The organism is Streptomyces sp. NPDC002754 (genome assembly GCF_053592315.1).
This window is the reverse complement of sequence record NZ_JBSFVM010000015.1, coordinates 1-22,028: the sequence shown is the minus strand read 5'-3', so window position 1 is coordinate 22,028 and position 22,028 is coordinate 1. Positions and strand designations below refer to the sequence as shown.

Sequence of the window (22,028 nt, the reverse complement as noted above, 5' to 3'; positions counted from 1 at the left end):
AAGGCGACACAGCAACAGGCTTCGGCCGCGCCCGCGCGGACCGGGAATTGCGCACGGCGACGAGGCCGCGCGTGAACAGTTCGGAGATCATCATGCTGAGGAGAACGGCGTCCGCGCTGGTCGTGCTCGCTCTCGCGGGTACAGCAACGGCCTGTGGCCGGGCCGCCCCCGACGCGACCGTCGCCGCCGACGCGCGCGGACCGATCACGGTCTGGCTGTCCAACAACGCCCAAGAGGTGCAGTGGGGCGAGCAGATGGTGGCCGCGTGGAACAAGCGCCATCCCGATCAGCACGTCACCGCCCAGCAGATCCCCGCGGGCAAGACGTCCGAGGAGGCCATCAGCGCCTCGATCATCGCGGGCACGACGGCGTGTCTGGCCTTCAACACCTCGCCTGCCGCGGTGCCGACCTTCCAGAAGCAGAACGGGCTCGTGCCGCTAGATGATTTCCCGGGCGGCACGTCGTACGTCACCGGGCGCAGCGGCGGCCTCGCCGACCAGTACAGGTCGCCGGACGGCAAGTTCTACCAACTGCCCTGGAAGAGCAACCCGGTGATGATCCTCTACAACAAGAAGCTGTTCAAGAAGGCCGGCCTCGATCCGGAGCACCCGAAGCTCGCCACGTACAAGGAGTTCCTCGCGACCTCCCGGACGCTGGTACACAGCGGCGCCGCGAAGGCGGCGATCTGGCCGTCGCCGTCCAGTGACTTCTTTCAGCCCTGGTACGACTTCTATCCCGCGTTCGCCGCGCAGAGCGGCGGCAAGCAGCTGATCGAGGACGGCAAGCCGCAGTTCGACTCGGAGGCGGGCCGTCAGGTCGCCGCGTTCTGGCGCACGCTGTACGCGCAGAAGCTGGCGCCGCAGGAGGCGTATCCGGGCGACGCGCTGAACGACGGGAAGGCCGCGATGGCCACCGTCGGGCCGTGGGCGGTCTCCGCGTACAAGAACAGCGTGGACATCGGTGTCGCACCGGTGCCGACGGCCGACCGCGGCGCGGGCAAGCACTCGTTCAGCGACGAGAAGTCGGTGGCGATGTTCAGCGCGTGCAAGAACCGCGGCACGGCCTGGGACCTGCTGAGGTTCGCGACGTCGAGCGCGCAGGACGGCCGGTTCCTGGAGACGACCGGCCAGATGCCGATGCGCGAGGACCTGACGAAGCGCTACGCCGACTACTTCGCCGAGCACCCCACGTACAGAGCCTTCGCGGACCAGGCGAAGCGCGTCGTCGAGGTGCCGAACGTGCCGGGCTCGGTCGACATCTGGCAGGCCTTCCGCGACGAGTGGACGAAGTCGGTCATCTTCGGCCGGGAGTCCACGCGCGCGGGCCTGCGCAACGCCTCGTCCGAGATCACCGACCTGCTGAGCGAGTACGGAGACCCGTCATGAACGCCCCCACGGACCGCTTCCGGTCCCGCGTCGGCGCGCTGTTCGTGTCGCCGTACGTGCTGTTCCTACTGGTGGTCTTCGCGATACCGCTGGTCTACACGGTGTGGATGTCCTTCCACCGCTTCTACTTCACGGCTCCCGGCACGGATGTCGACTCGCCGTGGGTGGGCCTGTCCAACTACAGGGACGTGTTCACCGATCCGGTGGTCGGCCAGGCGTTCCTGAACATCCTGATCTTCCTGGTCATCAACGTGCCGCTGACCGTGGGCCTCTCACTGGTCCTGGCCGCCGCGCTGAACGCGAAGATGCGGGGGCGTGCGTTCTTCCGCGCCGCGTTCTACCTCCCGTACGTGACCGCGAGCGTCGCGCTCGTCGCCGTGTGGCAGTTCCTCTTCGGGCAGGACGGCTTCGTCAACCATCTGCTCGGCTCGCACGCGCCGGACCCGTCGTGGCTGGTCAACTCGCACCTCGCGATGCCGATGATCGCCGTCTTCGTGACCTGGAAGCAGCTCGGCTTCTTCGTGATGCTCTACCTGGCCGCGCTGCAGAACGTCGGCAAGGAGCTGTACGAGGCGTCCGCCATGGACGGTGCGGGCAAGGTGCGGCAGTTCTTCTCGGTGACCGTGCCGGGCGTACGTCCCGCGACGACGCTCGTCGTCATCTACGCGATCATCACCGGCGCCAACATGTTCAGCGAGCCCTACCTGCTGACCGGGGGCGGCGGCCCGGACCACGCGTCCACGTCGCCCGTGCTGCTCATGTACCAGAAGGGCATCGAGCAGGGGCACCCCGATGTCGCGGCAGCGCTCGGCGTCGTCCTCATCGCCTTCGTCATGGTCGTCTCGCTCGCCGCCCGCAAGCTCACCGAGAAGGGCAACTGACATGAGTGCAACACGCCGTCTGGGCGGCAAGTCCCTGCGCTACGTGCTGCTGTCGCTCGGCGCGGTCGCCTTCCTGTTCCCCTTCTACTACATGGTCGTGGGCTCGCTGCGGAAGGTCACGGCCGGCGATCTGTCGGCGGCGATCCCCTCCGGCCTCACCGGCGCCAACTACGCGGCCATCAACAGCACGATCTCGCTGGGCCGTTCGCTGCTGAACTCCGGGATCATGACGATCGGCGTCCTGATCTGCACGCTGGTCTTCGGTGTGCTCGCCGGGTACGCGCTCGCGGTGCTGAAGTTCCGCGGCAAGGGCGCGGTGTTCGGCGCGCTGCTGCTGGTGCAGATGATCCCGTTCCAGCTCCTCACGCTGCCGCTGTACGTGCTCGTGGTCCGCGATTACGGGCTCGGCGACAACTACCTCGGCATGATCCTGCCGTTCGCGATCAACTCGACGGCCGTCTTCCTGTTCCGGCAGTTCTTCTCGCAGATGCCGCAGTCCCTCTTCGAGGCGGCGCGCATCGACGGCGCGAGCGAGCTGCGGATTCTGTGGCGGATCGCGCTGCCGATGGCCAAGCCGGCCATCCTGACCGCGCTGCTCCTGACGTTCATCGGGCCGTGGAACGAGTTCCTGTGGCCGTTCCTGGTCACCAAGAACGCCGACATGCAGCCCCTCGCCGTCTCGCTGGCGAGCTTCCTGTCCAACCTCCAGGGCACGGTCGCCAACCCGGCCGGCGCCCTGCTGGCCGGCGCGTGTGTGCTGGCCGTCCCCGCGGTGGTCCTGTTCCTCGTGTTCCAGCGCCACTTCACCTCCACCGACATCGACTCCGCAACCAAGGGCTGAACCGCATCATGACCAGTAACTCCACTCCCATCCCCTACCGCATGGTGCGCAAGGGCGTCGTCATGTCCCCGCTGGCCGGCGAGGCGAACGAGGTCGAGGGCGTCCTGAACCCGGCCGCGGGCCGCACCCCGGACGGCAAGCTGCACCTCCTCCCCCGCCTCGTCTCCGAGGGCAACGTCTCCCGCGTGGGCCTCGCCGAGGTCACCTTCGACGAAGCGGGCGCCCCGAGCGGTGTCGAGCGCCGCGGCGTCGTCCTCTCCCCGGACGAGGGCTGGGAGCGCGGCAAGAACAACGCAGGCGTCGAGGACCCCCGCGTCACCTGGGTCCCCTCGCTCGGCAAGCACGTCATGTCGTACGTCGCCTACGGCCCGCTCGGCCCGAAGCCCGCGCTTGCCGTCTCCGAGAACCTCACCGACTGGACGCGCCTCGGCCCGATCCAGTTCGCGTACCAGGCAGAGCTGGACACCGACCTCAACCTCTTCCCGAACAAGGACGTCGTCCACTTCCCCGAGCCGGTCCCGGCCCCCGACGGCGAGCTGTCGTACGCGATGCTGCACCGCCCGATGTGGGACCTCGGCTGGTTCCGCGAGGGCGAGGGCGTGCACCTGCCGGCCGGAGTCACCGACGAGCGGCCCGGCATCTGGATCTCCTACGTGCCGGTGAAGGAGGTCGAGGCCGACATCCGCGCCCTCGTCCGCCCGCGGCAGCACACCCTCGTGGCCCTGCCCGAGTACGAGTGGGAGTCCCTGAAGATCGGCGGCGGCCCGGCCCCGATCCGCGTCCCCGAGGGCTGGCTGCTCATCCACCACGGTGTCTCCGGCACCATCGAGGACCCGTGGGCGCAGAACCAGAAGGTGTCGTACGCCGCGGGCGCGATGATCCTCGACCCGGCCGACCCCTCGAAGATCCTCGCCCGCTCCGACGCCCCGCTGATGGCGCCGGAGACCGAGGAGGAGATCTCCGGCACGGTGCCGAATGTCGTCTTCCCGACGGCGATCGAGGAGATCGACGGCGAGCTGTACGTCTTCTACGGCATGGCCGACGCGCACATCGGCGTGGCCCTCCTGGAGCGCACCGCGTGACCGCGGGCGCCCCGCTCGGTATCGGGCTCGTGGGTTGCGGCGGCTTCGCCGAGTTCGTCCTGGACGCCATCGCCGGACTGCCGGGCGTGCGCCTGGCGGCGGTCGCGGACCCGTCGCGCTCACGCGCGGACGCGCTGGGCGAGCGGCACGGTGTCCCGGCCCTCGGCTCGCTCGACGAGCTCCTGGAACGGGACGACGTGGCGGCCGTACTGATCGCCACGCCGCCCGCCACCCACGCCGCGATGGCCACGAAGGCGCTGCGTGCGGGGCGCCATGTCTTCTGCGAGAAGCCCCTCGCGACCACGACCGAGGACGCGGCAGCCGTCGCCGACGAGGCGCGCCGCGCAGGGCGTGTCCTGGTCGTGGATCACGTGCTGCGCTACAACCCGCTGCTCAGGGCGGTCCAGCGGCTCATGGAGCGCGAACTGCTCGCGCCCGTCCGCCGGTTCCTGTTCGAGAACGACGCCGCCGACGAGGACCTCGGCCCCGACCACTGGTTCTGGGACCCGGCGCACTCCGGTGGCATCTTCGTCGAGCACGGCGTGCACTTCTTCGACGCGGCGCGGACGCTGCTCGGCTCGGACCCGATGAGCGTGCGGGCCACGGCGGTGGCGCGGCCCGGTGGCCCGGTCGACATGGTGAGCGCGGATGTCGTGCACCCCGGCGGCGTCCTCGCCTCCCACCTGCACTCCTTCACCCACGCGCACCGCGCGGAGCGGCAACTGATGCGCCTCGACCACGGGTTCGAGGAGACGCGGATCACCGGCTGGATCCCCGCGTACGCGGGGATCTCGGCGTGGACCGACGAGGCGGGCGCCTGCCGCTGGGAGCAACTACCGCTCCAGATAGGCCCGTTGCTGGCGGTCGACGGCTTCCGGCCGCACGGCGACGAGCAGCTCACGGTCCACGTCGAACGCGACGCAGGGTCCTCCGCACCCGCCCGCGGGCGCGGCGAACGGCGCACCGCGCCGCACCACGTGCACGCCGTCATCGACCTCGGCGGCGAGGCCCGCAAGCCGTACGTGTACGCGCAGAGCGTGCGCGCGGCGATGGCCGACCTCGTACGCGCGGTGCGCGAAGGCGCACCGCCGGAAGCGGACGCCCTCAGCGGCTTCGGCGCGGTGGCGGTCGCCGAGGCGGCCACGGTCGCCGCCGCGACGGGCCGCGAACAGCCGGTCCTGTCCCCGGGAGTCGCCGCATGAACTGGTGGCAGGACATGGTCTGTTACGAGGTGTACCCGCGGGCCTTCGCCGACTCGAACGGCGACGGTGTGGGGGACCTGCCCGGGCTGACCGAACGCCTCGAACACATCAAGGATCTGGGCGCGGACGCGGTGTGGTGCACGCCGTTCTATCCGTCGCCGCTGGCCGACGGCGGCTACGACATCGCCGACTACACCGGCGTCGCCCCGGACCTGGGGACGACGGCCGACGTCGACGCGCTGACCGCCCGCGCCCATGAACTGGGCCTGAAGTTCATCGTCGACCTCGTCCCGAACCACACCTCCGACCGGCATCCCTGGTTCCTGGAGGCGCTGGCGGCGGGCCCGGGTTCGGTCGAGCGGGAGAGGTATCTCTTCCGCCCGGGCCGGGGCGCGGGCGGTGAACTGCCGCCCAACGACTGGCAGTCGGCGTTCGGCGGATCCGCCTGGACGCGGGTCCCGGACGGCGAGTGGTACTGCCACCTGCACGCCGCCGAGCAGCCCGACCTCGACTGGCGCAACCCCCAGGTGCGCGGCGCCTTCGCCGACGTACTGCGTCACTGGCTCGACCGGGGCGTGGACGGGTTCCGGGTGGACGTGGCACACGCCCTGTTCAAGGCGGAGGGGCTGCCCGACGCGGGCCCGGGGCAGCACGCCGACCCCCTGCGCAACCACCTGATGCCCTATTACGACCAGGAGGAGCTGCACCCGCTCTACCGCGAGTGGCGCACCCTGCTCGACACGCACCCCGCGCCGCCCGGTGCGGTGGAGCCCCGGGACCGTGTGATGGTCGCGGAGTCGGCGGTCTTCGACCCGGCCCGGCTCGCCCGCTACATCCGCCCCGACGAGATGCACCAGGCCTTCAACTTCGCCTTCCTGGAGGCCTCGTGGGAGGCGAAGGAACTGCGCGAGGTCATCGACGGTTCTTTCGCGGTGCCCGGTTCCGCGGTGACCTGGCTGCTCTCCAGCCATGACGCGCCCCGGCCCGTGACCCGGCACGGCTCCCTGGCGCGGGCCCGTGCGGCCGCTCTGCTGATGCTGGCGCTGCCCGGATCCGCGTATCTCTACCAGGGCGAGGAACTGGGGCTTCCGCAGGCGTTCGTGCCCGACGACCGCATCCTCGACCCGCTGTGGGAACGCTCGGGGCACACCGAGCGGGGCCGCGACGGCGCGCGCGTCCCGCTGCCCTGGTCCGGCACGGCGGCACCGTACGGCTTCAGCCGTGCGGCGCCGGAGGCGACCTGGCTGCCCCAGCCGGACGACTGGGCGACGCTCACGGTCGCCGCGCAGCAGGCGGACCCGGGTTCGACGCTCGCCCTGTACCGGCGAGCACTGCGGCTGCGCCGCACGCATCCGGCCCCGGATCCCGCGGCGCCCCCGCAGTGGCTCTCCGCGCCCGGCGCGTCCCATCTCGCGTTCCGTCGCGGGAACTTGGTGTGCGTGGTGAACCTGGCCGAGACCCCGCTCGCCCTCTCCGCCTTCGGCCTGACCGGCCCTCCGCTCCTCACCAGTGGCCCCCTGACGGCGGGAGCGCTGCCGCAGGACACGGCCGCGTGGCTGGTGTCCCCGGTCTGAGCACTGGCGGCGTCCCGTTCTGGCATGTGCCATCCGCGAAGTCCGCACCTGGCACGGCAGTCATGGCCAAACCTTCACCGAGCGGGTTCTTCGGATTGATGAATCTGCTGACCAGACACGGCAGTTGACGTATGGTCACCCAATGGACGGAGCGCAGTGGTTAGCCTCCTGTCACCGAAAGCCGAGCGAGGCATATGCCGCATGGAACCGGTCGCCGTATCTGGCGAAGCTTCCTGCCGGTCGCGACTGGGACGCGTTGCGCGTGCAGCAGCCGCTCGGTCTGACGGTGCTGTGGGAGCTGGGCGAGGAGGCGGACGCCGTGCCGGTGCTCGAGGAGCACGCCAAACCGCGCCCGGTGTTCTACATCCTCACGCGCCCCCATCCGGCGGGCGACCCCGCCTGGCCCGAGACGGAGGACGTGCGGATGCTCACCGCCGGTGAGTACCTGTCCATGCCGTCCCCGGACGCCGACGGCATCACGGGCGTGCGCCACCACTCGTTCCTGTGGCGCACTCCGCCGGACGGCAGCGGCAAGCTCGTCGAGCCCGAACTCCTGCGCACCGCCCTGAAGTCGGCGCTCGACCCCGGTCGGCAGTCCGAGCGGATAAGAGCGGCCCGCGCCGTCTTCTGGGCGAGCAAGCGGCACAGCCACTGAGCACCGCATCCCCTGGGCACCCGCGCGGAAAGCCACCGCGGAGGGCAACTGTACTGTGCATCTGTATTCAGTTGATCCAGGAAGGATGATCCGCCATCGCCACCAGCAAGACAGTGCAGATTCCCACCGCGGACGGCCGGGCCGACGCCTTCGTCGCCTTCCCGGACGACGGCGCCCGACACCCCGGCGTACTGCTCTACATGGACGCCTTCGGCGTGCGGCCCGTGATCGAGGAGATCGCCCGCGAGCTGGCCGGGCACGGCTACTACGTGCTCGTGCCCAACGTCTACTACCGGCGCGGCGCCTCGCCCGTCGTCGAGATTCCCGAGTACATCGGCGAGGAGAACCGGCCGGAGGTCTTCGGCAAGGTGATGCCACTCCTCCAGGAGCACACCGCCGAGCGGGCCCTGAGCGACGCCGCGGCCTACGTCGACTTCCTCTGCGCCCAGCCCGAGGTCGCCGAGGGCCCCATCGGTACGACCGGTTACTGCATGGGCGCCGCCCTGGCGCTGCGCACCGCCGCGGCCCACCCGGACCGGGTCGGCGCCGTCGCCGGATTCCACCCCGGCATGCTCGTCACCGACGCCCCCGACAGCGCGCACCTCTCGGCCGACAAGATCGCCGCCCGCGTGCACCTGGGCCTCGCCGAGGGCGACCTGACCCCCGAGGCCGTCACCGAGCTCAACAACTCCTTCGAGTCCGCCGGGGTCGAGCACTCCATCGAGCTCTACCCCGGCACCGTGCACGGCTTCACCATGGCCGACACCTCCGCCTTCTCCGCGGACGCGCTGAAGCGCCACTGGGACCGGCTGCTGCCGCTTCTCGACGGTGCCCTGCGGGCCGGCTGAGAGCTTCGCGCGGTACGGGCGCGGCGTCGGGTGGCATACGCACGCGGCCGCTGACGCCGCGCCCAGCCGTCAGTACGCGTCCGCCGCTCCCAGATACTGCTCCGCGAACGCCGTCGCCGCCGCCCGCGACGTGAACAGGCGGCGCAGCCGGGCCAGCGTCGTGCCCGCGCGGAACGGGTCGCCGAACGACGCGCCGTGGTAGACCTCGGAGAGCCACTGCGAGAACTCCTGGTAGTCCCACACGCGCCGCAGACACGCCTCGCCGTACCCGGCGAGACCGCTGCTGTCGCCCGCCGCGTGCGCCACGATCGCTTCCGCCAGGAGGAACGCGTCGTGCAGGGCGAGGTTGAGGCCCTTCGCCGCGATGGGGGCGACGAGGTGGGCGGCGTCCCCGGCCAGGAAGAGGCGCCCGTACGTCATGGGTTCGGTGACGTAGTCGTGCATGTCGAGGACGCGCCTCTCGATCAACTCGCCCTCGACCAAAGGCGAAGCGCCCTCGGCCGCGAGGCGCCTGCGCAGCTGCGTCCACACCCGTTCGTGCGACCAGTCGTCCGGGTCGTCGCCGGGCGGGCACTGCAAGTAGTACCGGGTGACCTCAGGACTGCGGGGCATCTGCCCGGCGAAGCCCTCCTCGTGCATGCCGAACAGGACACGGTCCGCCGACGGCGGCGCCTGCGCGCGCAGCGCCAGCCAGCCGATGCCGTAATCGTGTCGCGCCACACGGACCCGGTCGGCGGGGATCACCTCGCGCGTCACGCCGCGGGCCCCGTCGCATCCGGCGACGAACTCGCAGTGCAGCAGCCGCCGTTGACCGGTGTCGCCGCAGGTGTACGAGACCGAGGGGCGCTCGCCCTCCAGGTCGTGCAGGCGTACGTCGCCGACACCGAAGCGGATGTCGCCGCCGCGCACGTCGGCGTACTCACGTACCAGGTCGGTCACCAGCAACGGTTGGGCGTAGACGAAGTGGTGATGCCCCGTCAGGTCGGTGTAACCGAAGCGGTGCCGCTCGCCCGCGAAGCGGAACTCGCACGCCGTGTGGCGCTCCGCGCGCTTGAGCAGATCCGCGGCGAGACCACGCCGGTCGAGGGCGCGCACCGCCCACTCCTCGATGACACCAGCGCGCGGCCGCCGCTCGATGAACGTACGGCTCTCGCACTCCAGGACCACGCAGTCGACGCCCGCGGCCCGCAGGATGTTCCCGACGGTGAGGCCGGCGGGGCCCGCACCGACGATCACCACCGACGTCCGGTGCGACAGCGTCGAGTTGGGCCCGGTCTCCACGTCGGTCATGCGGCCATTATGGGTCAGGGGACGTCTCCGCGGTCCACCGTCTCCGCGCCCTCCAGCGGCACCCGCTCCAGGAACGCGACCGCGTCGGGCTTCCGCTCCCGCAGCCGCCGGAAGCCGGCGGCGGTGAGGGTGCGGCAGCGCGTGTCGCGTTCGGCCAGGACCTCGCGGGTGCGGCGGGGCGGGAAGTCGGCGGGGGTGAGGGCCGCGCCGGGGCCCGCCGACCAGGTGCGGCGCGTCGCCGTGACCGTGTCGGCGGTGTCGGCGCACACGGCGAGGCGTCCCGACTCCACGTACCAGAGGACGATCCGGTCGAGCGGTGCCGTCCGCGGCGGCTCGACGGACTCGCCGGCCGCCAAATCCAAGGTGTCGAAGGCCTCGGCAAGGGCGGCGCGCAGGCCGGGGTCCGCCGCGCCGAACAGGTCGCAGTCCGCGAGCGGCACGGGGGCGTCCGGGTCGAGCCCGATCCCCGTGAGCAGCTCGTCCTCGCAGGCTTCGAGGGCCCGGCCGAGGTCGGGGAACTCGTCCGTGGTGCGGGTCAGCGCCTGCCGCTCGTCCGGGTCGGCGAGCACCATGCGCAGGTCGCGCGTGCGCAGCTCGTCGGCGAGGCCGCGCAGCAGGTCGGCGGCGACCGGTTCGACGCGGCCGACGCGGGTGAGGTCGAGCACGAACCAGCCGACGGCGTCCGGGAGTTCGAGGGCGGCGCGCAGCGTCTGTTCGGCGGTGGCGAAGTCGAGGTCGCCCTGGAGGACATGGACGCGGATGCGCTCCGCGCGGGCGTCGAGGGCGGCCCGCTGGGCGCGGGTGCGGTGTCGCAGGGAGCGCAGCGGCGTGGGGTGCAGAGAGCGGGGCGGCAGCGGCCGCCGCTCGGGGGCGGTGGCCCGCATCAGGTGCAGCCCGAACTGGTCGGAGATCAGGTGGCAGGCGGCGATGCCGCGCACGCTGTTGCCCTTCTCCTCAAGGGGCGGGCTGAACACGCCGATCCCGAACTGGCTCGGCAGCGCGACCCCGATCCCGCCGGACACCCCGCTCTTTGCGGGCATACCGACCCGCAGCATCCACTGTCCCGACGCGTCGTACATGCCGCAGGTGGCCATGACGGCGAGGACGTGCTGGGCGTGCCGGCTCGCGACGACGCGTTCGCCGGTGACCGGGTTGATGCCGCCGCCCGCGAGGGTCGCGTGCATCACGGCGAGGTCGTCGCAGGTGACGAGGACGGAGCACTGGCGGAAGTAGACGGCGAGCTCCGCCTCGACGTCGCCGGTGAGCGAGCCCGCGTTGTGCATCAGGTAGGCGAGGGCGCGGTTGCGGTCGCCGGTGGCGCACTCGGAGGCGTACACGGCCTCGTCGACGGTGAGCGACCGGCCCGCGAAGGCGCCGAGCCCGCCCAGGATACGCTCGAAGCGGGCCTTCGGGGTGTCGCCCGCGACGAGTGAACTGGTCACGATGGCACCGGCGTTGACCATGGGGTTCGGCGGGCGGCCGGTTCCGGGTTCAAGACGGATCGAGTTGAACGCCTCGCCGCTCGGCTCCGCGCCCACCCGCGCCAGGACGTTCTCCAGGCCGTGGTCGGCGAGCGCGAGCGCGAACACGAAGGGTTTCGACACGGACTGCGCGGTGAACCGGACGTCCGTGTCCCCGCTCCCGTAGACCCTCCCGTCGAGGGTGCAGAGGCTGAGACCGAACAGGCGCGGGTCGACGCGGCCGAGCTCCGGGATGTACGAGGCGGGCTCGCCGTCGCTCAGATCGCGCAGCCGCAGCCGCACGCCGTCGAGGAGTGCGGTCAGCGGATCGTGTGCGGAGGCTTCCGGCTCGTGTCCCATCCCGTCCATCGAAGCCCATGAGGTGCTTCGCTGCCTGTCGAAAACCTCTGTTCCCCGCCAGTCCGGGGCAGCAGAGTGAGCGCATGACCGACACCGACCGCAAGAACGATCTCCTGCGCTACCTCCAGGACGCCCGCGACGTCCTGCTGTGGAAGCTCGACGGCCTCTCCGACTACGACGTGCGGCGCCCGCTGACGCCGACGGGCACGAACCTGCTGGGCCTGCTCAAGCATCTGGCCGGGGTCGAGCTGGGCTACCTCTGCGACACCTTCGGCCGGGAGCACGGCGAGCCCCTGCCCGACTTCAAGGACGACGAGGACCCGAACGCCGACATGTTCGCCACCGCCGACGAGTCCCGCGCGGAGATCGTCGAACGCTACCGGCGGGCCTGGGCGCACGCGGACGCCTCGGTCGGGGAGCTGCCGCTGGACACCGTCGGCACGGTGCCGTGGTGGCCGAAGGAGCGCAACCAGGTCACACTTCACCACGTCCTGGTCCGGGTCCTGTCCGACACACAGCGCCACGCGGGGCAGGCCGACATCCTCCGCGAGGGCCTGGACGGCCTGGTCGGCTACCGCCAGGACAATGACAGCCTGCCCCCGCTGGAGTGGGAGCGGCACCACGTCCGCCTGGAGGAGATCGCGGACCGTTTCAAGCAGTAACCGCTAGTTCGGCGCGTGCTGCGCCGCGAGTCGCACCGGTGCGTTCTGCGCCCCGTATCCCTCGTAGCCGTCCTCGCGCTGGGCCAGTTCGAAGAAGACACGGCCCACGGTTCGGGTGTAGCAGTGCCGGAAGGTGCCGTGGGCGTCGCGGTCGTAGAGGATGCCGAGTTCCTGGTACGTCTCCAGCTCGCCGGGGGCGAACTCGAAGCGTGCGGCCAGGTCGTCGTAGTAGTTGCCCGGCATCGGCAGCAGGTCGCCGCCCGCCGCACGGAAGCGGCGGGCCGCCGCGACGACGTCGCTGGTGGCGAGGGCGATGTGCTGGGCCCGGTCCTGGTCGTCGCCAGGACCGGGGCCCGCGCCGAGGGCGATGCGGACGGCGCCGTCGGCGGTGGCGACGGCGCGGCTGCGCAGCAGTCCGTACGGGTCGGCGACGTCGACGCTCGCCCGGGGTTCGAGGCCGAGCACGCTGCGGTGGAACAGGGCGGCCTCGTCGAACTGGTGCCAGGGCTGGGTGAGCTGGAGGTGGTCGACGCCGGTGATGTCGGTCTCGGCGGGCCGCTCCCCCGTGGGTTCGAAGTCCCGTGTCCAGCTGGGGAGTTCGGGGCGGTCGGTGGCGCAGAAGAAGAGTTCGGTGCCGTCGGGCGCGGCCACGGCGTCGAGGAGTACGTCGCCGGTTCCGCGGCGGCGCGGCAGGACCGGGGCGAGCAGGGCCTCCGCGCGGCGGGCGGCGGCGGCCGGGTCGGGGGATTCCAGGCCGACGGCGGCGAGGACGGTGCCGTCGCGGCGGGCGGCGGGCCCGGTGTTGAGCAGCACGCGGGCCTCGCCCTGCTCCCACAGGTCGACCGGCTTGCCGCGATGGCGCCCCGTGCGGGTGAAGCCGAGGGCGGCGAGGAGGTCGGCGGCCGGGGCGACGTCGGGGGTGACGAGTTCCGTGAAGGCGACGCCGGTGGGCACCACCGGGGCGGGCAACTCGCCCTGCCCCACGACCTCCTGAAGGCCGACGCCTTCTTGCAGGGCGAGCAGCGAGCGCAGCGCGTCCACGGCTGCGGGCCCGGCCTCGGCCTGCCGGAACACATCGTTGAAGATCTCGAGGGACAGCGGCCCCCGGTATCCGGCTCGCAGTACGTGCCGCAGCAGGCCCGCGACGTCGAGGTCGCCCTGGCCGGGGAAGCAGCGGTAGTGGCGGCTCCAGCGCAGGACGTCCATGTCGAGCAGCGGTGCGTCGGCGAGCTGGAGGAAGAAGATCTTGTCGCCGGGGATGTCCTCGATGCCTTCCAGGTCCTTGCCCTCGGTGCCGCGGGCGAGGATGTGGAAGCTGTCGAGGCAGGTGCCGAGCGCCGGGTGGTCGGCGGCCTCGACGATGCGCCAGGCGTGGTCGTACGTATTGACGTGCCTGCCCCAGGCGAGGGCCTCGTAGGCGACGCGTACGCCGAAGTCGCTCGCCCGCTCGGCGAGCGCGCGCAGTTGCTCGGCGGCGAGCGCGTCGTCGCCGATGGAGAGCGGCGAGACGCTGGAGCACACGAGCACGGTGTCGGTGCCGAGGCGCCGCATGACCCGGAACTTGTGCTCGGCGCGCCGGAGGTTCTGGGCGAACACGTCGTCGGGCACGGCCTCGATGTCGCGCATCGGCTGGTACAGGTCGATGCTCAGGCCGAGGTCGGCGCAGCGGTCGCGGACCTCTTCGGGGGTGAAGGGGCTGGCGAGCAGGTCGTTCTCGAAGATCTCGACGCCGTCGAAGCCGGCGCGGGCGGCGGCGGTGAGCTTCTCGGTGAGCGATCCGCTGAGCGAGACGGTGGCGATGGAGGTACGCACGGGGCTCCTTCCGGAGGGGGCGGGTCGGCGGGGGTTGAAGAGATCGGGGCTCCGCCCCGTACCCCGCTGGCTCTCGTACGAAGAGCGGGCTTGAGATGGCTGCTCAATCGCCGCGGAGGGTTGAGGTGGCTGCTCGCAGTGCCCCCTCCGTGCCCGCCAGTTCGGCGAAGTGGGTGAGCATGCGGGCGGCGTCCGGTTCGCGTCCGGTGAAGAGGCGGAACGCGTCGGCGGCCTGGAAGACGGCCATGCCGCCGCCGTCGAGGACGGCACAGCCCAGGCCGCGTGCGGTGCGTACGAGTTCGGTTTCCAGCGGCCGGTAGACGACCTCGGCGACCCACAGGCCGGGGCGCAGCAGTTCGGCGGGGAACGGGAGGCCGGGGTGGGCGGCCATGCCGGTGGGGGTGGCGTGCACGATGCCGTCGGCCTCGGCGAGGTGTGCGGGGAGCCCGTCGGGGCCCGCGGGCACGGCGCGGCCCTCGCCGAAGTGCCGGTTCAGGGAGGCGGCGAGGGCGGCGGCCCGCTCCGGCAGCGCGTCGACGAGCACGATGCGGCCGGCGCCCAGGGTGAGCACCGCGTGCGCGACGGCGGCGCCCGCTCCCCCGGCGCCGAGCTGGACGACGCGTTCCATGCGGGCCTCGGGCAGCCCGCGGGCGAAGGATGCGGCGAACCCGGTGACGTCGGTGTTGTGGCCGATGGCGCGGCCGCCGTCGAAGACCACGGTGTTGACCGCACCGAGCGCCGCGGCCTGCGGAGACAGTTCGTCGAGGTGCTCGATGGCGAGCTGCTTGCAGGGGTGCGTGATGTTCAGGCCGTCGAATCCGACGGTGCGGGCGGCTCGCAGCAACTCCCCCACGTCCTCGGCCCTGGCACCGAGTTCGCCGAGGTCGAGGCGCCGGTACAGATACCGCAGGCCCTGTCGGTCGGCCTCCCGCTCGTGCAGGGCCGGGGAGAGCGAGGGGCCGATGCCCTCGCCGATCAGACCGACGAGATATGAGTCCTGGGGCACGGGGTCCTCCTGGCCGAGCGGCACGCTTAATGTACGAACTGGTTCGTTACTCATATCAAGTCCGGCACCCTCCTGGGAAGAGTCGCCCGGGAAGGGACTCATCGGATCCGGCCCCCGCACGGCTCCTACAATCGCCGGATGACCACTGTCGAAGAGCCGGCGCGTCGCGCGGGGCGCATCCGCGACGCGGCCCGCACCAAGGCCGAGATCCTCAAGGTCGCCACGGAGGAGTTCGCCCGCGCCGGATACACGGGCGCCCGCGTCGACGAGATCGCGGCCCGCACCCGCACCACGAAGCGGATGATCTACTACTACTTCGGCGGCAAGGAACAGCTGTTCACGGCCGTCCTGGAGCGCAGCTACGCGGTGATCCGGCACGCGGAGCGAGACCTGGACGTCGAGGACCTCGACCCGGTCGCCGCGATCCGCCGGCTCGCCGAGCTGACCTTCGACCACCACGAGCAGCACCCGGACTTCATCCGCCTCGTGAGCATCGAGAACATCCACGACGCCGAGCACATCACGGCGTCGGAGACGATCGGCTCGCTCAACACGCCCGCGATCGACGTGATCGGCCGGATCCTGGAGGCGGGCCGGGCCGAGGGCGTCTTCACGGCCGACGTGGACGCGGTGGATCTGCACGCCATGATCAGTTCCTTCTGCTTCTTCCGGGTCTCCAACCGGCATACGTTCGGCGCCCTGTTCGGCCGCGACCTGACGGCGCAGGACCGCCGCGAGCACTACCGCACGATGCTGGGCGACATGGTGATCGCGTACCTGACGGCGGGCGCCGAGCGGCGCTGATCGGCGCGGACACCCTCGTCGCGACCTCTTGACAGGCGGGAAACACGGGCGCAACATCGCTGGCCATCAGCTACTAACTACCCAGTGGGTTAATTAACCCGGCCGACTCCGGTCCGCCGGGTTGATCCGCCCAGCCCTCAAGGAGCCCGCGTGTCCGTCCCCGCAGCATCGCCGCGCGCACCACAGGGCCAGCCCCGCAAGGCGGCATTCGCCGCCTGGAGCGGCAGTGCCCTCGAGTACTACGACTTCTTCATCTACGGCAGCGCCGCCGCGCTCGTCTTCCCGAAGGTGTTCTTCGACGAGTCCGATCCGGCCGACGCCACCCTGCTCTCGCTCGCCACGTTCGGCGTCGCGTACGCCGCGCGGCCCGTCGGGGCGTTCTTCCTCGGTCACATCGGCGACCGCCTGGGCCGCCGCAAGATCATGGTGTTCACGGTGGTCCTTATGGGCCTGTCGACGTTCCTGATCGGCTGTCTGCCCACCCGCGAACAGGTCGGCGGATTCGCGCCGTTGCTGCTCGTGCTGTGCCGCATCCTTCAGGGCATCTCGGCCGCCGGTGAGCAGTCCAGTGCCGGTTCGATGACCTTGGAACACGCGCCGGAGGACCGGCGCGCGTACTTCACGAGTTTCACCCTCAACGGAACCCAGGCCGGGCAACTCCTCGCCACCCTCGTCTTCTTGCCGATCGCGGCGCTGCCCGAGGACCAACTCCTGTCGTGGGGCTGGCGCGTGCCGTTCTGGCTGAGCCTCGGCGTCGCCGTCGCCGGCTACGTCATCCGGCGCTCGCTGGACGAGACGCCCGAGTTCGCCCGCAAGGCCGAGGCCGGCGAGGTCGCCAAGATGCCGCTCGCGGTGCTCTTCCGCGACCACTGGGTGGACGTGCTGCGCGTGATCGGCGGCGCGCTGGTCGCCTCCGTGAGCACCATCTTCACGGTGTGGGCCCTGTCGTACGCGACGAGCGACGCGGTCGGCATGGACCGCTCCGCGATGCTGTGGGTCGGTGCCCTCGCCAACCTCGTGGCGCTCGCCGCGATCCCGCTGTGGGCGCGCCTCGCCGACCGCATCGGCCGCCGACCCGTCTTCCTTACGGGCGCCGCGGGCAGCGCGCTGCTGATGTTCGGCTACCTGTGGGCGATCTCCACGGGCTCGTACGCGCTGACGTTCGTGCTCGGCATCCTGGCGTTCGGCGTGGTCTACAGCGCGGCCAACGCGGTGTGGCCTGCCTTCTACGGCGAGATGTTCCCGACCCGCGTACGGCTCTCGGGGATGGCGATCGGCACCCAGATCGGCTTCGCCATCTCCGGTTTCGCGGTGACGTTCGCGGCGCAGATCGCGGGTCCGGGCGGCGACAACTGGGTGGCGGTGGCCGTGTTCACGGCGGCCCTGTGCGTGCTTCCGGTGGTGGCGGGTCTCACGGCCCGCGAGACGGCGAAGGTGCCCACGGAGCAGCTCGGCGAGCGGGCGGGCGCTGCCGTGCTCAAGGACGCTCCGGGTGCGGCGGTCTGACCGCGCTCGTCATCCGGCGCCGGACCTCAGGGAGCTGGGGATCGGCGCTCTCCTGTGCCGATGCCCGCCTTGTGTGCGGCGCCGTGCAGCAGCTTCAGGGCCACCAGTAGCACCCCTATGTCGTCGAGGTAGATCGGGTCGGGCAGCAGGTCGACCGGGGAGATCGTGTAGGCGACCGCGGCCCAGAAGAGCGCCTTGTTGTGCAGCGGGATCCCGGCGTCGACGAGCAGTTTGCGCGCCTTGAACACCCGGGCCAGGAGCACGGCGGCGGCCACCAGCATCGCGAGTGCTCCGAGCGTGCCGAGAACGATCCACGCGGTGCTGTCCATGCCGGTCCCCCTGCGGCCAATGAGCGAGTCGTCCCAGGCTAGAGGGTACGCAGCGGATCCTTCCCCACGTGCGACGCACGGCTCGCCGGGCGAGGATGTGATCCGAACACACACGCGGGGGTCGTGAGGAGGAGGGGCCGACAGTGCTGATCTTCGTGGCCATGATCCTTGGAGGGATCGGCGTGGTCTGCATAGGCATCACGGCGCGGCGGATGGTGACAGGCGATGTCGCCCTCGGCCCGCCGATCCTGGCACTGGTGACGGCGTTCTCCGCGGCCGCGCTGATGCTGACCGCGACGGCCCTCGGCCGGTGACCCCGGGTGGGGGCCCGTACGGACCTCAGGTCTCGTCGTCGTCCACCACGTGTATGGCGGCCTCTTCGGCCGACGCCGCTCCCCCGCCGTAACCGGCGTCCCGGGCCAGCATGTCCTTCTCGGCGTCCTCATGGGCGCCCTCGTCCGGTGCGACCAGGCGGCCCGCGCGCTCCGTGCCCACCTCCGAGTCCTGTGGTTCGCCCTCGCCCTCGTGCAGATCGCCCACACCGTCGCCGTCCTCCCCGCCGGACTCCAGCGTCTCGTACGCGTCGACGACGGGGTCGGGCCGCTCCTCAGCGAGGCGCTCGTCGAGTGTCTCGCCGGCCTGCCGCTCCGCCGCCGTGTTGCCGCTGTGCTCGACGGCCAGTGGGCGCTCGGGCGGCGACCATCCCTCGTCGTAGGGGTCGACGCCACGGTCGTTCAGGGTGTCCTCGACATCGAGGATGCCCTCGTCGTCCCGTACGTCGGGGCCCGAGGGCTGATACACCTCGTCGCCCATGGCCGAGGAGTCGCTGCGCTCGGTCATGTCGAATCTCCTCGTCTGCGCGTCTGCGTGCTCGGTGTCACATATCCAGCGTGCACCCATAAGCGCCGCCCGGCCGCTTCGGGGGCCTCGCGCGCGTGCACGAGAATGCGCCCGCGGTCCTGTCCTGTCCTGCCGACGCCACCGGTTCGGGGACAACATCGTCCCTCGTGGGGCGGGCCCGACGGCAGAATGCTCAGGTCCGGCCGCGAGGGCGGGAAGAGATCCTCTGTCCATTCCATCGATCCCACGGAACGAGGTCGTCGCATGCGCCGCACCGGATTCCTCTCTCTCGTCGCCGCCCCGCTCCTGGCCTTCGCCCCCATGGCCGCACCGGCCCAGGCGCTGACCGTCACGGAACCCGGCGCGGACTCCGTGCACGCCGCGGGCGCCAGCATGTTCGTCACCTGGCACAACCCCACCGGCCAGAAGCTGGACATGTGGCTCGTACGGGGCGAGGCCGACCGCGTCGTACGGCTCGCGTCCCGGCTGACCTCGGCGCCGCGCAGCGAGACGTCCACCGTCCTGCCGAACGTGCCGGACGGCAGCGGCTACGCGATCGAGCTGGTGAGCCAGGACGGCGCCGAGCACGGCTTCAGCCCGTCGTTCGCGGTGCGCTGACCTCCTGCGGCGCTGTGTCCCGCGCGCGCACCGGCAGCACGCCGACGACGAGTCCGGCCGCCGCCGCGACCATGCCGGTGATTACGACGCCCGGCCAGCCGCCCGCGGCCCACGCCACGGTGCCGAGCAGTGAGCCGAGCGCGATCCCGAGGAAGCGCAACGTGAAGTACACGGTGTTGATGCGGCTGTGCACGGCCGGGTCGAGGGCGAACAGGACCGTCTGGCAGACGGCCTGACCGCCCCACACGCCGACGTCGAGCACGATCACGCCGACGACGAGCGCCACGAGCGAGCCGCCCCCGGCAGGCAGCATGACCAGCCAGCCGACCAGCACCAGCGCGGTCAGCAGGGCGATCGCCCCGCGCCTGCCGAGCCGTTCCGCGCTCCGGCCCGCGTACGGCGAGGCGAGCGCGCTCACGGCGGCGACGAGGCCGCACATCCCGGCGGCGGTCGACCCGAGCCCATAGGTGTCCGTGACCAGAAACGTCAGGGTGGTCCAGAACGCGCCGAACGCGATCCCCACCAGCGCCCCGGACACCACGACCCGTGCCACGAGCGGATGGCGGGCGAGGCCGGGCAGCGAGGCGAGCGCCGCCCTGTACGAGGCGGGGGCCCGCCCCCGCGACCTGGGCAGCCGGCGGGCGAGCACGCCCATGAGCGCCAGCGTGAGCAGGCAGGACACGAGGTACACGGTGCGCCATCCGGCGATCTCGGCGAGGGCGCCGGCGTACGCGCGCGAGGCGAGCACCCCGACGAGCAGGCCGCCCTGCACCGCGCCGACGGTGCGGCCGCGGCCCGGCCCGCCCGTGCCGTCGTCGGCCAGGGCGACGGCCAGTGGGGTGATCAGCTGCGGCACCGGCGAGCACAGCCCGACGACGAAGCTCGCCACCACGAGGAAGGGCACCGAGGGGGCGAGGGCGCAGGCCGCGAGGGCGAGGGAGGAGGCGGTGCCGAGGGCGAGGATGATGCGGCGCCGGTCGTGGCTGTCGCCGGCCGGGACGACCAGCAGGATGCCGAGCGCGTAGCCGAGCTGGGTGGCGGTCGGCAGCGCGCCCAGCGCGTCGGGGGACGTGCCGAGGGAGTCGGCGACCGGGCCGAGGATCGGCTGGCAGAGGTAGACGTTCGCGGCGGTCACGGCGCAGGTGACCGCGAGGAGGACCGTCAGGGCTTGGGTTCTGGGAAGTGCGGCGTTCACATACCGCGACGTTAGGGCGCCGGTCGATGGCACACTTTCGAGGTCGAGCCAATATCTGTCGAGAGTGCGCCATGTACGGAAAGAGCGAGGACCGCGACGACTACCAGGACGTGCCGCGGCCCCTGGCGGCGATGGCCCGTGACCTGGCCGACGGGCATCACATCCCGCCGCACCAGCACCGCCGCGCGCAGCTGATCTACGGCACCACGGGCGCCATCACGGTCACCACTGAACACGGCGCCTGGGTCGTCCCCGCCACTCGCGGCGCGTGGCTCCCGGGCGGTCTCACTCACGCGATGACCTGCGCGGGAGGCGTGGCCATGCGGACCCTGTACATCGCAACGGGCACGGCCGTGGGCCTGCCCGACGCGCCCACCGTCGTCTCGGTCTCGCCGCTGCTCCGCGAGCTGATCGACGAGGCGACCCGGATCCCGGTCGAGTACGACCGCGAGGGTCGCGACGGCGTCCTGATGAATCTGTTGCTGCACGAGCTCGCCCCGCACCCGGTGCCCGCGCTGCACCTGCCGACGCCGAAGGACGACTCGGACCTGGACGCGCTGTGCGCGGCGATCCGGGAACGGCCGGACGAGCGCTGGACCACGGCGCAGGCCGCGGCACACACGCATCTCAGCGCGCGCAGTCTGCAGCGCCGGTTCGCCGCCTCGACAGGAATGAGCCTGGCCCGCTGGGTCCAGCAGGCCAGGCTCATCCACGCGGTGACGCTGCTCGCCAGGGGCGTGCCCGTCACGACGGTCTCCGGGGCGGTCGGCTACGCGACGCCCAGCGCGTTCACGGCGATGTTCCGCCGAGCGCTGGGCACACCGCCGACCGCGTACTTCACCTGAGCACGCGCGCGTACGTCACTTCAGGGCGACGAGCGACGCCAGGCCCATCAGGCCGACGAGGACGCCGCCGCAGAGGCCGACGCAGCGCGCCTTCAAGCGCTCATAGCGCTTGTCGTACTCGGTGCGCAGCTCCGCGGCCCGCGCCACGATCTGGCCGAGCGCGGCCCGGTGGAAGACGAGGCGCTCCTCCACGAAGACGCGCCGCACCTCCTCGCGCTGCGCCCCGGTGAGCCATTCGAGCCGGTCGGTGAACGCCTCGGCCTGCGTATGGGCCTCGGCGACCTTCGAGTTCCACAGCAGATAGCCCTCCATCTGCTGGATTCCCGCGCTCACGTCGTGCTCGGTGCCGCTCATGCGGACGCGTCCTCGTGCGGGTTCTCGGCGTGGTCGAGGGCGGCGACGCCGGGGTGGTGCAGGTCGAAGGCCGGGGACTCGGAGCGGACGCGGGGCAGGGTGGTGAAGTTGTGCCGGGGCGGCGGGCACGAGGTGGCCCACTCCAGCGAACGGCCGTAGCCCCACGGGTCGTCGACCTCGACCTTCTTGCCGTACTTGGCCGTCTTCCAGACGTTGTAGAAGAACGGCAGCATCGACAGGCCGAGCAGGAACGCGGAAATGGACGAGATGGTGTTCAGCGCGGTGAAGCCGTCGGCCGCGAGGTAGTCCGCGTAACGACGCGGCATGCCCTCCACGCCCAGCCAGTGCTGCACCAGGAACGTCCCGTGGAAGCCGACGAACAGTGTCCAGAAGGTGATCTTGCCGAGCCGCTCGTCGAGCATCTTGCCGGTCATCTTCGGCCACCAGAAGTGGAAGCCGGCGAACATCGCGAAGACGAC

The 22,028-nt window shown here is 71.5% G+C and carries 23 protein-coding genes; 14 read left to right on the top strand and 9 right to left on the bottom strand.

The genetic code is table 11. The features are described from left to right. Positions 1-92 precede the first annotated feature (92 nt). The 8 genes from ACWD2L_RS26045 (at position 93) to ACWD2L_RS26010 (ending at position 8,468) form a co-directional block, all read left to right on the top strand. Positions 93-1,385 carry an extracellular solute-binding protein gene (locus ACWD2L_RS26045; RefSeq protein ID WP_451191620.1) on the top strand — a complete coding sequence of 431 codons (1,293 nt, stop codon included), beginning with the start codon at positions 93-95 and terminating at the stop codon, positions 1,383-1,385. Beyond that, positions 1,382-2,266, top strand: a complete 885-nt coding sequence (locus tag ACWD2L_RS26040; protein ID WP_451191617.1) for a carbohydrate ABC transporter permease — start codon at positions 1,382-1,384, stop codon at positions 2,264-2,266. The genes ACWD2L_RS26045 and ACWD2L_RS26040 overlap by 4 nt, the downstream gene beginning before the upstream one ends. Position 2,267: 1 nt before the next feature. Continuing rightward, positions 2,268-3,107 carry a carbohydrate ABC transporter permease gene (locus ACWD2L_RS26035; RefSeq protein WP_451191614.1) on the top strand — a complete coding sequence of 280 codons (840 nt, stop codon included), beginning with the start codon at positions 2,268-2,270 and terminating at the stop codon, positions 3,105-3,107. 8 nt (positions 3,108-3,115) lie between these two features. After that, positions 3,116-4,189 carry a glycoside hydrolase family 130 protein gene (locus tag ACWD2L_RS26030; protein WP_451191612.1) on the top strand — a complete coding sequence of 358 codons (1,074 nt, stop codon included), beginning with the start codon at positions 3,116-3,118 and terminating at the stop codon, positions 4,187-4,189. Then, the gene (locus tag ACWD2L_RS26025) at positions 4,186-5,391 is read left to right on the top strand and encodes a Gfo/Idh/MocA family protein (RefSeq protein ID WP_451191609.1); all 1,206 of its coding nucleotides are present in this window, start codon (positions 4,186-4,188) and stop codon (positions 5,389-5,391) included. Before ACWD2L_RS26030 ends, ACWD2L_RS26025 begins: the two co-directional genes overlap by 4 nt. Beyond that, positions 5,388-6,965 carry a glycoside hydrolase family 13 protein gene (locus tag ACWD2L_RS26020; protein WP_451191607.1) on the top strand — a complete coding sequence of 526 codons (1,578 nt, stop codon included), beginning with the start codon at positions 5,388-5,390 and terminating at the stop codon, positions 6,963-6,965. The genes ACWD2L_RS26025 and ACWD2L_RS26020 overlap by 4 nt, the downstream gene beginning before the upstream one ends. Before the next feature lie 262 nt (positions 6,966-7,227). Then, the gene (locus ACWD2L_RS26015) at positions 7,228-7,620 is read left to right on the top strand and encodes a hypothetical protein (RefSeq protein ID WP_451191605.1); all 393 of its coding nucleotides are present in this window, start codon (positions 7,228-7,230) and stop codon (positions 7,618-7,620) included. 113 nt (positions 7,621-7,733) lie between these two features. Next, entirely contained in the window at positions 7,734-8,468 is a 735-nt protein-coding gene (locus ACWD2L_RS26010) for a dienelactone hydrolase family protein (protein WP_451191603.1), read from the top strand. Between the two features lie 69 nt (positions 8,469-8,537). On the opposite strand, the gene ACWD2L_RS26005 is transcribed toward ACWD2L_RS26010, so the two are convergent. After that, positions 8,538-9,758, bottom strand: coding sequence for a 4-hydroxybenzoate 3-monooxygenase (locus tag ACWD2L_RS26005; protein WP_451191601.1), 1,221 nt, complete (start codon positions 9,756-9,758; stop codon positions 8,538-8,540). 14 nt (positions 9,759-9,772) lie between these two features. Beyond that, a complete protein-coding gene (gene glsA / locus ACWD2L_RS26000) occupies positions 9,773-11,578 on the bottom strand; it encodes a glutaminase A (RefSeq protein ID WP_451191599.1) in 1,806 nt (601 codons plus the stop codon). A gap of 83 nt (positions 11,579-11,661) precedes the next feature. Here glsA and ACWD2L_RS25995 point away from each other — a divergent pair, with 83 nt between their 5' ends. Further along, positions 11,662-12,240, top strand: coding sequence for a DinB family protein (locus ACWD2L_RS25995; RefSeq protein ID WP_451191597.1), 579 nt, complete (start codon positions 11,662-11,664; stop codon positions 12,238-12,240). Between the two features lie 3 nt (positions 12,241-12,243). On the opposite strand, the gene ACWD2L_RS25990 is transcribed toward ACWD2L_RS25995, so the two are convergent. Beyond that, positions 12,244-14,052 carry a TIM barrel protein gene (locus ACWD2L_RS25990; RefSeq protein WP_451191594.1) on the bottom strand — a complete coding sequence of 603 codons (1,809 nt, stop codon included), beginning with the start codon at positions 14,050-14,052 and terminating at the stop codon, positions 12,244-12,246. Positions 14,053-14,155: 103 nt separating this feature from the next. Then, positions 14,156-15,058: a shikimate dehydrogenase gene (locus ACWD2L_RS25985; protein ID WP_451191941.1), complete on the bottom strand. Its 903-nt coding sequence runs from the start codon at positions 15,056-15,058 to the stop codon at positions 14,156-14,158. 138 nt (positions 15,059-15,196) lie between these two features. Between ACWD2L_RS25985 and ACWD2L_RS25980 the strand changes: the two genes are divergently transcribed. Both ACWD2L_RS25980 and ACWD2L_RS25975 read left to right on the top strand, forming a co-directional pair. Further along, positions 15,197-15,862, top strand: a complete 666-nt coding sequence (locus ACWD2L_RS25980; protein ID WP_451191591.1) for a TetR/AcrR family transcriptional regulator — start codon at positions 15,197-15,199, stop codon at positions 15,860-15,862. 150 nt (positions 15,863-16,012) lie between these two features. After that, positions 16,013-17,368 carry an MFS transporter gene (locus ACWD2L_RS25975; protein WP_451191588.1) on the top strand — a complete coding sequence of 452 codons (1,356 nt, stop codon included), beginning with the start codon at positions 16,013-16,015 and terminating at the stop codon, positions 17,366-17,368. A 26-nt stretch (positions 17,369-17,394) separates the two neighbouring features. Here ACWD2L_RS25975 and ACWD2L_RS25970 read toward each other — a convergent pair whose 3' ends face one another. Then, positions 17,395-17,697: a YkvA family protein gene (locus ACWD2L_RS25970; protein WP_451191586.1), complete on the bottom strand. Its 303-nt coding sequence runs from the start codon at positions 17,695-17,697 to the stop codon at positions 17,395-17,397. 143 nt (positions 17,698-17,840) lie between these two features. Here ACWD2L_RS25970 and ACWD2L_RS25965 point away from each other — a divergent pair, with 143 nt between their 5' ends. Further along, positions 17,841-18,011 carry a hypothetical protein gene (locus ACWD2L_RS25965; protein ID WP_451191583.1) on the top strand — a complete coding sequence of 57 codons (171 nt, stop codon included), beginning with the start codon at positions 17,841-17,843 and terminating at the stop codon, positions 18,009-18,011. Positions 18,012-18,036: 25 nt separating this feature from the next. On the opposite strand, the gene ACWD2L_RS25960 is transcribed toward ACWD2L_RS25965, so the two are convergent. Then, the gene (locus tag ACWD2L_RS25960; protein WP_451191580.1) at positions 18,037-18,537 is read right to left on the bottom strand and encodes a DUF5709 domain-containing protein; all 501 of its coding nucleotides are present in this window, start codon (positions 18,535-18,537) and stop codon (positions 18,037-18,039) included. A gap of 264 nt (positions 18,538-18,801) precedes the next feature. Here ACWD2L_RS25960 and ACWD2L_RS25955 point away from each other — a divergent pair, with 264 nt between their 5' ends. Continuing rightward, positions 18,802-19,155 (top strand): Ser-Thr-rich GPI-anchored membrane family protein, encoded by a 354-nt coding sequence (locus ACWD2L_RS25955; protein ID WP_451191577.1) that lies wholly within the window; start codon positions 18,802-18,804, stop codon positions 19,153-19,155. Here ACWD2L_RS25955 and ACWD2L_RS25950 read toward each other — a convergent pair. Then, the gene (locus ACWD2L_RS25950) at positions 19,130-20,350 is read right to left on the bottom strand and encodes an MFS transporter (protein WP_451191574.1); all 1,221 of its coding nucleotides are present in this window, start codon (positions 20,348-20,350) and stop codon (positions 19,130-19,132) included. The two genes, ACWD2L_RS25955 and ACWD2L_RS25950, sit on opposite strands and share 26 nt — an antisense overlap. Before the next feature lie 71 nt (positions 20,351-20,421). Between ACWD2L_RS25950 and ACWD2L_RS25945 the strand changes: the two genes are divergently transcribed. Then, entirely contained in the window at positions 20,422-21,195 is a 774-nt protein-coding gene (locus tag ACWD2L_RS25945; protein WP_451191571.1) for a helix-turn-helix domain-containing protein, read from the top strand. 15 nt (positions 21,196-21,210) lie between these two features. Here ACWD2L_RS25945 and ACWD2L_RS25940 read toward each other — a convergent pair whose 3' ends face one another. Beyond that, positions 21,211-21,549: a hypothetical protein gene (locus ACWD2L_RS25940; protein WP_451191569.1), complete on the bottom strand. Its 339-nt coding sequence runs from the start codon at positions 21,547-21,549 to the stop codon at positions 21,211-21,213. Continuing rightward, a partial coding sequence (locus ACWD2L_RS25935) for a cbb3-type cytochrome c oxidase subunit I (RefSeq protein ID WP_451191566.1) occupies positions 21,546-22,028 on the bottom strand: 483 nt, incomplete at its 5' end. The genes ACWD2L_RS25940 and ACWD2L_RS25935, both read right to left, overlap by 4 nt.